The organism is Metallosphaera tengchongensis (assembly GCF_013343295.1).
Classification (GTDB): domain Archaea; phylum Thermoproteota; class Thermoprotei_A; order Sulfolobales; family Sulfolobaceae; genus Metallosphaera; species Metallosphaera tengchongensis.
The window spans coordinates 1,864,325-1,877,813 of sequence record NZ_CP049074.1 but is presented as its reverse complement, the minus strand read 5'-3'; the positions used below and the strand labels follow the sequence as shown (position 1 = coordinate 1,877,813).

Below are 13,489 nucleotides of genomic sequence, written 5' to 3'. Positions count from 1 at the left end.
GTACTTGGAAAGAAACAGACTGAAAAATCTAAAACTCCTAAAATCTAGTTGTTCTACACAGTGTACTTACTATCGGCTCTAAAGTCCATATCTTGGTTCAGGCCCACTACTCTTTCTCTTGGAGTAGACTGTCCCAGAACGCAAGTTCGTAAGCCTGTATTGTCCTCGCTATCTCCATGTACTGCCCCTGATACCTAGAGATGATCCTCTCGGCTAGTCCCTCGTCCACCTCTACGCCCGCGAACAGCTCCAAGAACTTTGTGTCTAACTTGCCCTTAAACGCCTTGGCTAACCTCCTACAGTTTTCGCTCCACACGGGCAAGTTAACGACCAAGGCTAGGACCTGTTCTCCTGGGTTCGCGTAGTTTGCCAACCAAGACATGTAGTGAGTGTAGACCACGGCACTGGGTATAGGCTTTACGTCTTTCCTTGCTACAACGTTTAGGATCCTAAGCCCTTGGTAGTCACCCTGTATTACCCCAAAAAAGAAGTCGAGCTCGTCGGGCTCCCTCGCCCTACTCAACATCAACGCTAAAGACCTGACGTCGTAGTTGACTATGTACCACTGTTGGGAATAGAAGAGCTCCATCCTTTCCATCGGAAGCTTCCCCTCCTCCGCTAGTTTCACAAACTCATGGTTTAGAACCCTCACGTTGACATCCCTGAGCTCTTTCCTTATCTCAGAGAGCATATGATAACTAGGTTGGGGGAATTATAAAACAAGATAGAAAAACGTGTTGAGGAGAGCGTCGCATGTGCCTCTCGGTAGCCGGACTACTCCCAAATCTACAAGCCTATTGTAGCCAAGTTATGCCTCATGAACCTGATGCGTATGCCCCTTCCTGCTGCCACTGAGCGCATAGCCCTATATGTATGCAACAACTAGAGGGCTTCCATAAGTCTCCTTCCTCCTCCACCCTGGTAATCTCCTCATTCACTGAGGAGGATACTGGCCCAGTAAGTCACCTCCCATCTACGACCACCCTAAGTATTTTCATCTCTGTCAGGACTCTTATTATCTTGTTTTCCTCAGTCTACAGTGCACAGCTGAAGCAGTTTTCCCTCATCCATGGCATCCTCAGTGAAAAACCCCTTGTTACGTTGCTGAGTTTTTATTGACAGACCTCTCCTTGATAAAATACTAAGATATACTCAAAAAATTTCGCCTCTAACCTTACCTATGGTTTACCCTAGGGCCTTACCTAATGCAATCTGACCCCTCCCTGCCCTAAAGGGCGAGGTTTGCTGTTCCTTTTATAAATCTAACTCGTTGAAAGGGAAAATCATTCTAGGGTTTCCATGCCCGAGATGACTCTGCCAGGGAATTAATCCCTCGTCGTCCAGTTAAGGAACAGCGTAAGAAGGGTAGAGTCCCACAGTTAAATGAGATATGGTTCGAATTGACTCTCTACTACTCTCCTGGTCTCTCATCTGTAGAAGGAGCGACTAACTCTCCTATACCTCAGATTATGGAGCCTCTCCTACGGGTTCAATGCAGGAGGGGATTGAGTTTCGTCGGATTTCATGATGTTTGATATCAATCCCCAACCCTGGGGCTTCAAGGGGATCAAGCTAATCCTTCGCTCTCACCCTCTCCGTCTCAAGGGATGACCCAGATTCAACTGGACGATGGGGAACCCGCACACCTTGAAGTGTCTATATGTCTTACCAGCCTTTCGGGATACACACCACGCCTGGGGCAAGACTTCCTTGCGGTGCATAAAGTCCTCAACAGTCCAGATTGTATAAACTTAATGGTCTCACGGAAACTGCTGACTATGGCTGTGAGGAAATTTAGCCCCGGTTACTCTTATTTCATCTCTGCCCTAAAGGGCAGGGTTTTCATTTTCAATTTATAAACGAGTATGGGCTAAATAGGGAAAAGTATAAAACCCTTATTACCGACTAAACGTTATATGGCTAGCGAAAGCGACGAGATAACTAAAAAACTACTAGAAGACCCAAAATTTATTTCAGTATTAGCTGATAAAATTTATGATAAACTTAAGGATGAGGTTGTGATTAAGAAATTAGAGGAAAATACAGAAGCTATTAGAAAATTACAAGGAGAGGTTAAGGGACTGCAGGAGGCAGTGAAGCAACAAGGGGACTCGATTAAGGCACTCCAGGAGGCAGTGAAGCAACAGGGAGAAATACTGAAAGAGCACAGCGAGGCGGTTAAGGGACTGCAGGAGGCAGTGAAGCAACAAGGGGACTCGATTAAGGCACTCCAGGAGGCAGTGAAGCAACAGGGAGAAATACTGAAAGAGCACAGCGAGGCGGTTAAGGGACTGCAGGAGGCAGTAAAGCAGCTGACCAGTGAGGTAAAAGAGCTTGACAAGCTTATGATCAAGCTCTCGACGGAGGTCGGCAGTTTTACCAATAGGGCTGGTAAGGGTCTAGAGAAGACCATCATGATGATCTATAAGGAGGCTTTAGAGCTACACGGGGTGGACCCAGACAAGGTTAAACACGGTAACATTATAGATACCCTAGGGATAATAGACAAGGGTAGGATATTCGAAGTGGACTTCTATGAAACCAACGACTACGTCTACGTTTTCGAGATAAAGAACTTTGCAGATGAGGGAGCACTGGAACAGATGGTGGTGAGGAAGAAGTTGATCCCGCAGCTCTTCAATAAACCTGTTAAACTTTTCCTGGTGGCGAACTACATTGACATGAAAGTAAAGAAAGAGCTAGAGAAAGAGGGTGTCACAATAATTTCGTCCATGACAGTGGAGTAAAGTCCAATTTTAAACACTTTTCAGTAACACAGTTCTTGTATTAGAGTAATAAAAATTACAACTCCTAACTGACTTCCTCCCCGCCCTAAAGGGCGAGGGTTCCCCTCATCGATTCGTGTTTACATCTCTCATATGAGGGACAGTCGAGAGGCTCAGAGAACCCCTCCCATAAATATTCATAATTGCGATAACATCACGGTCGTTCTCATAACCGCAGTTTATGCAACGAAAATACCTACGTCCCACTTCCTCCATCTTACTACCGCACTTAGGACATGAAGTAGAGGAGTAGTGTGGATCTACATACACTACCTTTAACCCATGCTTCTTAGCTTGCCATTCAATCCAGTACTGGAGCCTACGATACTGCATCAAATACAATTTATCCCTAAACTGTCCCGGTAGCTTCTTCACCCTCTTGATAAGGTTGTTTAAGTCCTCTAAGAAGATGGCAGAGACGTTCAATAAGTTAGCAACTTCGACTATCCACTTACCCACTTTCCTAGCCGAGTCCTCTAAGATATTCCTAGCCTTTCTGTGGTACGACCTTATCCTGTTAAGGACCCTTTTATTCTCCTTCCACCTCTTCTCGTACTTCTTCTGTAGTGACTCAGCTAGTGACTTGTAATGGTGGGCGTCATCTAATCTGGTCGTTATCCTAACGTACTTTTCATCGTCTTTACCTACAACGAGTTCAGCCATGTTGATGTCGACTGCGACACCGTCCTTAACTTCTGGTTCCTTCCAGTCCTTCAGAAGAGTGACCTTTAGGTACGCCTTACCGTCCTTTAATACCAGCCTAGCTTCCTTTACTTCCCAATCCTTGTACTCAGGCAAGTCCCTTGGATAACCTTCTATTAGTAACTCACCGACTCCAGCTATCCTCACGACCATTTTATCGAAATCAATGGAGTAGGACAGTCCTGGCGTTAACCAGACAGAGACGTTGCGTACAGTAGGGTACCTACCGCGTTCAGGGTTGTTTAACCACGACTTGTACTTTGCTATGGCGTCCCTATAACAGTCTTGAGCGACTTTAGACGGTAGATAAAACTTCTCTCTTAGAGTCTCGTAAGTCCCCTTGTGTGTGTCTTTTAAGAATTTTTTTGGTTTATTCTCTCTCAACCATTCAAGGACGAAGCGTAGACCTTTTTCATAGTTTGAGACAAGGGAAAGCAGAGGGGCGGTGGGGGAAATCCTCATAGAGAGTGTAGCTCTGATTTCTTTCCCACTCTTTTTAGCCCCTCTGCCCATAATAAAGAGGTAGAGAAAAGTGTTTAAAAACCTTTCACATCCCCGCCCTGAAGGGCGAGGCTTTCCTCATCTTGTAAAATATTATAAAAAGAGGACGTCTCGCCCTTTAGGAGGGACAGGCGACCATAATTTCGCTTCCTCGATAATGGAGTTAGCGTTCCTTAAATTAAGTTAAACACATTTAATAATATAATTTCTATGGATGACCAAGACGTTGCTTCACTAAATCTCCCCTACTGGAAACGAAGAATGCTAAAACCAGAGTCCTGTAATTTCTGACCACCTCCTAAATACGCCCCTATGATCAATTAACTCCCTGCTCACCTGGTGTTCGCTGTCCTCAACCTGGAAAAAGGATACCAAGCATTTATTTCCCATGACGTTTGGGTTGAGATAGTCGTCGTCCTTGACCTTGAAAACGTCGTAAACTATCAACTTTCCTCTACTATATATCCTGGTTACAGCCTTCACGTCTCCCCTAACGAAGTTCTCGCCCATTCCTCTCCTACCTGGGACGAACACCTCCATAATTTCAGCCTTATCAACCACGTGGAACTCTCCCTCAATGGTAATACCAGCACCATTGTAGAGAATGATAGGGTGAGGCAGATATTTGGAGTTCTCTAAGGTCGCCCTTATGACCACATGTACCCTTGAGTTGGTGAGGACCTTGTTATACGCCTGATCCGTCACGACCTTATTCTTCACAGCTATCTCGTAATGGAAATTGTCGTAGTTGGCCATGACCTCCGAGGGATTTGTAAATATAACCGTGTTGTCAATTAAGATAGCGTTGAGGGATCCCTCCCTTTCCACTAAAATCCCTCCCTCTATATCCCTAACCCTTAGGAGATGTCTCAAGCCCCAACTCCTCATTCAATACCTTTAGCAGGTCATCAATTCCCTCACCGCTCTTCAAGCTCACGAAAATCGTGGGTTTCCCCTTTCTGACCTTCATAGAGCCCTTCCTCATCTTTTCAAGGTCGGCGTTCACGTAAGGTGCTAGGTCTACCTTGTTTATGACCAGTAGATCGCTCTCGCTTATCCCAAGCCCTCCCTTTTCAGGGTACTTATCTCCTGCAGAGGTGTCAAGGACGAATATTGTGTAGTCAGCCAGTGCAGTACTGAAGGTGGACATGACGTTGTCGCCCCCACTCTCTATGAAGACTAAGTCAGGTTTGACCCTAGCCTCTAGGGTTTCCAGGGCCCTCAGGTTTAGGGATGGGTCTTCTCTGATTGCAGTGTGAGGACATCCTCCTGTGACTATACCCAGCAGATTATCCTTTGGTAATATACCGTCCTTCCTAACCAAGTTCTCGTAAATCCTCATTGCGTCATAGGAGGAGACCACGTCATTAGTCAAGATTGCTACCCTAAATTTCTTGGCGTAATATCTTGTGAGGAACTCTATTAGGCTAGTCTTTCCTGAGCCTACAGGACCCAAAACTCCTACCCTAATCATGACATGAACACCTTGGGCTCTCTCCTCTCATGATTAATGGAGAGAACATCAAGTACTGGACAGAAAGGCTCAAAATCTTCGCTCAAACTAACGTCGCTTATGGTCTCCTCGATTAGGTTTTGCCCCTCCACGAAGTTTATGGCTCCTAACCTAACCGCTGAGTACACCATCTGAGAGAGCTCAGAGTACAAGAGCCCTGCTAAGCACACCTCCTCATCAATTCTCATGGAGACACAACATCTAGCCACAACCACAGGATAGGCGCCTTGACTGAGCCCGTCCCTAACTCTAGTTACAAAGGTATCTTTACACAGTCCAAGCTTAGCTAGGGACCTACCCATGTTCAGGCTAGATTCACGGAGCTCCTTGGTAACCTTAGAGGCTATCGCCAGCTCATTGGCCCTTTCCGGATCCTTGAATGCCATCCTCGCCAAGGGTACGTCTCCCCTCTCCACGACGTTCCTGATCACAGTTCTTATGAAACCCTTCACGTCATACCCTTGATAGTAAGCCTCCTCAATTCCAAACGAATAGTTGAACGAACCTAAGGGAAGGGAACTGTCGAAGAGGTGAAAGGCCTTAATGATCCACAAAGTCTATTACCTCCCCCCTTATTGGTATTTCCAGGTTTGGGAAGAACTTAGTCTCCACAACTTCAGGTTTAAAGTCCGAGAAGGCTTCCTGCAGGACCTTGTTCTCTTCTATGGAAAGGTAAACGAAGTTGTCCTGAACCATGACTCTTTGATGTAAGTTTCCGATGGCGAATCCTAACTTGAAGGCCTCCCAAGAGTCCTTTAATGTGAACTTAAGGACTCTCTCTTTACTTTGCATTAACCGATAAACTGAGTTCCTCCACATGAAGTAGTCCCCGTCCCTTAACCCACGGAGGTTTAGGACGTGTTCACCGTCCTCGCACCTAATCCTCACCCTTCCCTTGCTTAGGGAGATCCTATCCACCTCGAGATCTTTGACTTGTGCCCCTACTGGAGCTACATCTAGTCTTTTTACGTTCTCCATCGGCACCGCCTCAGAACATGAAGAATAGGTTAGTCAAAGGTAGCCTCTCTGAAGGGGGTACTCTTGGAACTACTCCGTTGACCTTGACCTCATATTTATCAGGATCTACCTCGATCTTTGGTAGGGAATCGTTTCTTCTCATATTTGACTTACCCAAACCCCTAGTGTTCTTAACCGGAACCACCTTTCTCTTTACCTCCTTCTCCGCCCTTTCAACACCGTCCAGGGAAGAAAATAGAAGAGACAGGGAACGATCGGCGTATCCAAACATTGGTTTGTAGACTACTGGCTGTGCGTAGGCTATGGATGCATTTGTGTCCCCCATCAATGCCCAGGCTACCGCACCGCCTTTTATTACCATGTAGGGCTTAGCTGGGAAGAACCTAGGGTCCCAGAGCACTACGTCAGCTAGCAAACCTGGAGTAAGGGAACCTACGTAATCCGATATTCCATGGGTTATGGCAGGGTTTATAGTTATCTTAGCTAGGTAGCGCAGTGCCCTCTCGTTGTCTCCCATGGGGACTAGGTTTAGGGACTTCATCTTATGGGCCAATTGAAAGGTTCTAATCCCAGTCTCACCAACTCTCCCCATGGCTTGGGAATCTGAGGACATCATACTGATAGCCCCTATGTCGTGTAGGTAATCCTCTGCGGCCATGGTCTCCTCCCTTATCCTGGACTCAGCGTAGGACACGTCCTCAGGCACCTTGGGGTTGAGATGGTGCACCGCCATAAGCATATCCAAGTGCTCCTCATACGTGTGAACTGTATATGGCTTTGTTGGGTTGGTGGATGACGGTAAAACGTTGGGTTCACCAGCAATTCTTATGATATCGGGAGCATGTCCGCCTCCAGCTCCTTCCACGTGATAAGCGTGTATGGTTCTCCCGTCTATGGCCCTTAACGTGTCCTCAAAGAAACCGCTCTCGTTTGAGGTATCAGTGTGTATAGTAACCTGCACGTCACGGAGGTCCGCTAAGGTCAAGGTCTCGTCCACTACTCTAGGCATGGCTCCCCAGTCCTCGTGGATCTTGAAACCGCACGCTCCCTGATCCAATACCTGCTCCATCGCCAATGAGGAGGAAGATCCTTTTGCTGTTAAACCATAGTTAATTGGGTAGAGGTCTAAAGCCCTAAACATCATTCTAAGGTTCCATGACCCTGGGGTGACTGTGGTAGCCTTTGTTCCCTCTGCCGGACCTGTCCCCCCTCCTATCAAGGTGGTGAAACCTGCCGATAATGCGTCCATTACTTGCTGTGGGGATATCCAGTGGATATGTGTGTCCACGAATCCTGGAGTGGCTATCAATCCCTCAGCCGAAACTACCTCAGTGGAGGAGCCAAGAACGAAGTCTACCCCATCCATGGTGAAGGGATTTCCCCCATGTCCAATACTCACGATTACCCCGTCCTTAATCCCTATATCAGCCTTAACCACTCCTAAAACTGGATCGAACACTACAGCGTTTGTTATAATTAAGTCCATGACGTTCTCCTCTCTGGAGTTGGGCAGGAGTCCGAGCCCGTCCCTAGCTGTCTTTCCTGCACCGAATACCAGTTCCTCGCCTTTAGCTATCATGTCCCTCTCCACAGTCAACCAAAGGTCGGTATCACCCAACCTAACCGAATCTCCCTCTGTGGGACCGTAAAGCTCCACGTAACGTTCTCTTTCAATTTTCATATAAATTTCTCCTCCTTAGCTCTTCTCATAGCCTCGTCCTTACCAACGTTTAGGGAGCCCTCAGTCAACCCGTTAAGTCCCGTAACTCTCCTTAAACCACCCATGCTTCTGAGCTTCACAGTCCTTGTCTGCCCAGGCTCAAATCTGACGGACGTTCCTGAGGGTATCGAAAGCCGCATCCCGAACGCCTTCTCTCTGTCGAACTTAAGCGCCCTATTGACCTCAAAGAAATGGTAGTGAGACCCTACCTGGATTGGCCTGTCTCCTGTATTGGTGACCTCTATCTCGATCTCCTCCGGAACCTCTACCCATCCCTCCTGGACCTTGACATGATTAACGCGCTCAGCCTTTATTGGGTTCCTAACAGTGACTAGCTTTGTCCCGTCTGGAAAGGTCGCCTCAACTTGGACCACATCTAGCATGGAGGGAACCATCTCCATAACGTCATCCGCAGTGAGCAGTTCCTGAGCCTCTTTCACTATTCTTGAAATTGGCTTACCCTCCCTGGCGCTTTCGATAATGAAGTCCGTAATTATGGCCACTGTCTCAGGGTAATTTAACTTAAGTCCCTTCTCCCTTCTCCTCCTAGCCACATCCGCAGCAACTGATATGAGCAGTTTTTCCTGCTCCTTTGGAGTTAGAAACATAGTTTCACTGATTTAGGGAATCTCATTTACTTAAAATAAATTTTTAGACTAATTTTTAAAAACTTGTTAATCTAAGATGCCATTTCTTAAACGCTATAAAGAGTGCATCTAGGGTTAAACAAAGGGAAAGTTGTTCATCTTTTAGACATTGGGTAACTCACATCCTCAGAGCCCTAAGAGGTTTGCTGTTCTTTTTACCACCTACTTCCCGTATAACTTCTCAGCCCCTCAACTTGGAGGGAATAGTTATCCCATACCTTTTATTACCGTACTTATCTGTACCGTATCTCGGCGTAACTTCTTAGATTGGGTTAAAACACTAGGGAATGCGTAGACCCTAGATCGAAGAGGCCCCCTTTAACCCTGAGCTAGACGCACGTATAGGTGACGGACGGGTCATCTTCACTTAACCAACCCATCGAAACCTCTAGACTGGGTCGGGTTTCCTGATTATCCCTAACACAGCTAGGACACCTCCAATTATCATCAGGGCTGTCCCTAACAGGGAAAAGACCCCGTAAAGGACGGTCTGAGATGTGTCAGCCACCTCTAACGTTAGGTCCACAGGGAAGGTGTTGTTATTGACTATGACCAACTCTTCATCCCTACCACTCACTAGGAGTATAAATCTCCCTTGAAACACGAGGCTAGTCAGGACCGAGCCGCCCTTCACGGAAATATCAACTGGGACGCTAGTCTTGTCGGTGTAAAGGATAGCCGCTTGAGGAAAGTTAAAGCTTAATGTCGTCACTCCACCTGATGGGATCACCCCGTTCCCGGTGATGGTGCCCAGGGAGGACCCAAGGTTGCCCGCTGCGAAGAGAACGACCCCGGCTAGAAGGATGTACAGACCTGCCAGAACGTAGTTCCTTTTCATTGTATATAAAAGGGTTTATTCTTATTAAAGCTAATTCGTAGGAAAAAAGAGACATAACTTTGTAAAAAGTCAGATTGCCTTCACAGCCACCTTGGACTCCTTCCTCCTGCTCTGTATCTTCCTCTCTTCTGCTATTCTTACCTTTTCGTAGCACATAGCAATAATTAATTTATTTTCCAAGGTTATAAACTTTTGTTATAATATTCTGGAGTGGTATTACTTCGAGTCTATGGGTCAGAAATCCTTAAAAACCTGATATGGCCCCTTTACCTATGGCAAAACTGATAGCTACCCTGGGGACCTCTCCAGGAGGTGTGTTTGAGACATACGTGAATTTAACGTCTGGAAACTACGAAGGAGAAAATGCGGTGCCCGCTGACATAACCGAAGTGTACGTAATAAGAACCACAGATAAGTCAGTAGAGTTCGCGTGGAAGCTGGTTAAAGCCATCTTTGCGTGCTGTAAAGGGGAGGGAGTTAACCTGGCTGACATTCCCATACCTATCCAGGATATCAACAGTACGCAGGACTTCAAGGTGTTTAAGAGTGGCGTCTTATCCAGGATATCCGTTGGAGATTACGTTGATTTTACTGGGGGAAGGAAAGCCATGGGCGTAGCCGCTGCGCTCTCAGCGAGGGAGAGGGGTGCCCACGTATTGACCACAATAATCCCTCAAGGTGAGTACAATAGGATATCAGAGGAAATAAAGGGTCTTACTTCTAAGGAGAACCTAGTGGAGATGGCAGGTAAAGGTAACTGCAGTGAAGTGAAGGACGTTATTTGCAGGTTGGTGTCAAAGAACGCAAGGACTGTATTACTCTATTAAATGAGGAGAATAGGGCATGTGAAAGAATGGAGACATCTACCTCTCTCGAAGGGAGATATGCCCCAAGGTCGATAGTTCGGTCACAGGCTTCGGAGGAACCCCTATGGACTTGAAGGGTCTGGTAGAATTTCAGAGTACCCTGAAGGTAAAGGTTTCCTTACAAACACTTTTTATCACATCCGGAGCAACACCATCGTGAAAGTAGGATACGTCTCGACTAACTACTCCATAGGTTGCGACGCTGACAAGACCTTGAGGTTAAGCTCCCTCCTTCCAGATAAAGTCCTTAAGGTTTCCTTGTCCAACCTTGAGTGTCTAAGGAAGATACTGGCATGGAACCTTGAACATGGAATAACCTTTTTCCGGATCAGCTCCAACACTGTACCCTTCGCGTCCCATCCCAAGTTAAACCTGGACTGGAGGAGAGAACTTCAGCACGTCCTAGGGGAAATAGGTGATTTCGTGAGGGAGCATTCAATGAGGATATCCATGCACCCTGGTCAGTTCGTGGTCATAAACTCCCATAGGGATGACGTGGTGAGATCGAGCTTGGAGGAACTTATGTACCACGCAGACCTCCTTGACTTAATGGGATTAAGGGACGCCCACGTACAGATACACGTCGGGAGCTCTAAGGGAGGGAAGGCCCAGTCGTTGGACAGGTTTATACACACTTACCAACAACTACCCGAAAACGTCAAGTCCAAGTTAGTGATAGAGAACGATGACAGGATATTTAACGTCAAAGACTGTCTTGAGCTCAGCTCGAGGATTAAGATCCCAGTAGTCCTGGACAATCTCCACCATTCCCTCAACAATAGTGGTGAGAGCTTTATTGAGGCATTCGAGAAGGTTAGGCTGACCTGGACGGAGAGGCCGATGTTGGACTACAGCGAACAGGAGAGGGGTGCTAAGCCTGGGGTACATGCGTCGACCTTAAGTGAGGACAACTTTGCAAAGTTCGCTGAGGGACTAGACGGTGTTGACGTAATGTTAGAGGTAAAGGATAAAGAGAAGAGTGCCTTAAAGGCTGTGAGGATATTAAGGGAAATGGGTAAACTTGAGTAAAGAAGACGTCCATGGTCAAAATCCTCCCTTTTCTAGTTAGCATTTATCCTGGACTGGAGAGCTAAGCTCTTACTCAAACTGACCCAGTCGTCCTGAAGGACGAGGATCCCCATAAGACATTCCACAGATTTATGGACTGGTCATAGGACCTCACAGCATTTAGTCATCAACTAATCCTTTCCCTTTCCTACTGTCAGTCCCTGGAACGGTTCACAAATCCAAATAGACCTCAAGGACGAGTAACCACGCGTCGGCCACAACCAGCCTAAGCAGATCCCGTGAGCAGAGCAAGCTAATAGATATATCGAAAATAATTTAAGTGTAGCCATTCTATATACCCCATGGACAGAAAGGCAAGGGAAACCCTTCTAATACTCATCTCTGTGTCCCTCCTCATAAACTACGTTGAGACTATGGTCGTCCCAGCAGTCCCCAAGATACAGCAAGACTTCAGCACCACCGAGACCCTAGTGGCTTGGGTGACCTCGGCTTTCACCATCGTGGGGGCCGTAGTTTCCCCAGTCTTCGGCAAGTTGGGGGACATCTTCGGAAAGAGGAGAGTCTACCTTCTATCCATGACCTTTTACAGCATAGCAGTAGTGATGGCTGGCTTTTCGCCCAACATCTACTTCCTCATAGGGGCTAGGGCAGTACAGGGCCTAGGCTTCGCCGCCTTCCCTCTCTCCTTGGCCATAATTACAGACATTCTACCTCCAGAGATGATAGCCACGGCCCAGGGGATAATAAGCGGGACCATGGGTATAGGGACTGCCCTCGGTCTTGTGGTAGGTGCGTATATTGACCAGGACCTTGGGTGGCAGTACGCCTTCCACATAGCCTTCGTTATATCACTCCTGCTCCTGATCCTGGCGTTTAAGCTCGTCCCTGAGACAGGCGTAAGGAAGAAGACGACCATTGACTACATAGGACTTGGGAGCTTAAGCGCTGGAGTTACCTTAATCCTAGTGTACCTAACCCAGGAGTCCAGCTGGGGATGGTTATCCGCCAGTTCCCTCTCGCTGTTAGTCCCAGGGTTAGCCTTCATCGCTTTCTTTGCCTGGTACGAGCAGAGGGCTAAGAGCCCAGTCATAGAGTTAAAGCTGATGAAGATAAGGAACGTCATGGTAGCCAACGTAGCTGGTCTAATATCTGGGATAATGATCCTCGCCCTATTTTACGGGGTGATATATTACACCCAACTCCCACATCCCTTTGGGCTCGACCTTGACGTGATCTCAGCGGGGCTGACCTTAGCTCCAGCGACTCTAGTAATGTTCGTGGTAGGGCCGGTCCTAGGGAGGTTGATAAATAGGACAGGGCCTAAGCCGATCCTAGCGTTAGGCTCCCTAGTGATGATGTTGGGTTTCTACATGATGATAATAAATAGGTCTACTCCCTTAGACGTAACCGTTGATACAGTGGTCGGGATGGTAGGGCTCCTGTGCTTGATGATACCCATTGTCAACATGATATCTGTCTCCCTTCCTCCAGAGGACAGGGGTGTTGGAATAGGCATGAACACCTTGATCAGGAACATAGGTAGCTCCGTTGGCCCAGTCATTACCACGTCCATAATGTCGTCATACCAAGGAGCGTATGTGTTACCCTTCGACGGGACCTACATGGTGGAGATCCTCCCTAGTTCCACAGCCTTCGACCTAATCTTCACTGTAGGGATATTTATGGCTGTCCTAAACTTGATCCTCTCCGTGACGGTGAAAAACTACAGGTTCAGCGCAAAACCTAAGAAAGAGGTAATTGTGGAGTCAAAGTGAAGGTTAAACCTCTGGTGGTTTTTCCCCTTCCCTAGCCACTCAGCGAACTCCTTAAAATGTCCTTCAGCGGTAATTAGTTCAAGCTAACAGTAAAAATTTTGGAGTCTTCATAGAGGCTTGGGCTGTTTTATCTT

The 13,489-nt window shown here is 47.1% G+C and carries 13 protein-coding genes; 4 read left to right on the top strand and 9 right to left on the bottom strand.

The annotated features are described in order from the left end of the window. Positions 1–106: 106 nt before the first annotated feature. Positions 107–691: a thiaminase II/PqqC family protein gene (locus tag GWK48_RS10095; protein ID WP_174631959.1), complete on the bottom strand. Its 585-nt coding sequence runs from the start codon at positions 689–691 to the stop codon at positions 107–109. Positions 692–1,916: 1,225 nt separating this feature from the next. On the opposite strand from GWK48_RS10095, the gene GWK48_RS10090 reads away from it, so the two are divergent. Next, entirely contained in the window at positions 1,917–2,747 is an 831-nt protein-coding gene (locus GWK48_RS10090) for a coiled-coil domain-containing protein (RefSeq protein ID WP_174631957.1), read from the top strand. 105 nt (positions 2,748–2,852) lie between these two features. On the opposite strand, the gene GWK48_RS10085 is transcribed toward GWK48_RS10090, so the two are convergent. The 8 genes from GWK48_RS10085 to GWK48_RS10050 all read right to left on the bottom strand — a co-directional run bounded on the left by GWK48_RS10085 (position 2,853) and on the right by GWK48_RS10050 (position 9,685). Further along, positions 2,853–4,001 (bottom strand): RNA-guided endonuclease TnpB family protein, encoded by a 1,149-nt coding sequence (locus GWK48_RS10085; protein WP_174631955.1) that lies wholly within the window; start codon positions 3,999–4,001, stop codon positions 2,853–2,855. 252 nt (positions 4,002–4,253) lie between these two features. After that, a complete protein-coding gene (locus tag GWK48_RS10080) occupies positions 4,254–4,862 on the bottom strand; it encodes an urease accessory protein UreD (protein ID WP_174631954.1) in 609 nt (202 codons plus the stop codon). Then, complete coding sequence (gene ureG / locus GWK48_RS10075) at positions 4,840–5,463, bottom strand: urease accessory protein UreG (RefSeq protein ID WP_174631952.1); 624 nt, start codon at positions 5,461–5,463, stop codon at positions 4,840–4,842. Before ureG ends, GWK48_RS10080 begins: the two co-directional genes overlap by 23 nt. Then, positions 5,460–6,056: an urease accessory protein UreF gene (locus tag GWK48_RS10070; RefSeq protein WP_174631950.1), complete on the bottom strand. Its 597-nt coding sequence runs from the start codon at positions 6,054–6,056 to the stop codon at positions 5,460–5,462. Before GWK48_RS10070 ends, ureG begins: the two co-directional genes overlap by 4 nt. After that, positions 6,043–6,480, bottom strand: coding sequence for an urease accessory protein UreE (locus GWK48_RS10065; protein ID WP_174631948.1), 438 nt, complete (start codon positions 6,478–6,480; stop codon positions 6,043–6,045). Before GWK48_RS10065 ends, GWK48_RS10070 begins: the two co-directional genes overlap by 14 nt. A 10-nt stretch (positions 6,481–6,490) precedes the next feature. Further along, positions 6,491–8,161: an urease subunit alpha gene (gene ureC, locus GWK48_RS10060; protein ID WP_174631947.1), complete on the bottom strand. Its 1,671-nt coding sequence runs from the start codon at positions 8,159–8,161 to the stop codon at positions 6,491–6,493. Continuing rightward, the gene (locus GWK48_RS10055; protein WP_174631945.1) at positions 8,158–8,808 is read right to left on the bottom strand and encodes an urease subunit gamma; all 651 of its coding nucleotides are present in this window, start codon (positions 8,806–8,808) and stop codon (positions 8,158–8,160) included. The genes ureC and GWK48_RS10055 overlap by 4 nt, the downstream gene beginning before the upstream one ends. Before the next feature lie 427 nt (positions 8,809–9,235). Continuing rightward, positions 9,236–9,685: a hypothetical protein gene (locus tag GWK48_RS10050; RefSeq protein ID WP_174631943.1), complete on the bottom strand. Its 450-nt coding sequence runs from the start codon at positions 9,683–9,685 to the stop codon at positions 9,236–9,238. Positions 9,686–9,957: 272 nt separating this feature from the next. Between GWK48_RS10050 and crn1 the strand changes: the two genes are divergently transcribed. The 3 genes from crn1 (at position 9,958) to GWK48_RS10035 (ending at position 13,355) form a co-directional block, all read left to right on the top strand. After that, positions 9,958–10,512 carry a CRISPR-associated ring nuclease Crn1 gene (crn1, locus tag GWK48_RS10045; RefSeq protein WP_174631941.1) on the top strand — a complete coding sequence of 185 codons (555 nt, stop codon included), beginning with the start codon at positions 9,958–9,960 and terminating at the stop codon, positions 10,510–10,512. Positions 10,513–10,707: 195 nt separating this feature from the next. Continuing rightward, positions 10,708–11,580, top strand: coding sequence for a UV DNA damage repair endonuclease UvsE (gene uvsE, locus GWK48_RS10040; RefSeq protein WP_174631940.1), 873 nt, complete (start codon positions 10,708–10,710; stop codon positions 11,578–11,580). A gap of 341 nt (positions 11,581–11,921) precedes the next feature. Continuing rightward, positions 11,922–13,355 carry an MFS transporter gene (locus GWK48_RS10035; RefSeq protein ID WP_174631938.1) on the top strand — a complete coding sequence of 478 codons (1,434 nt, stop codon included), beginning with the start codon at positions 11,922–11,924 and terminating at the stop codon, positions 13,353–13,355. Positions 13,356–13,489: the final 134 nt, after the last annotated feature.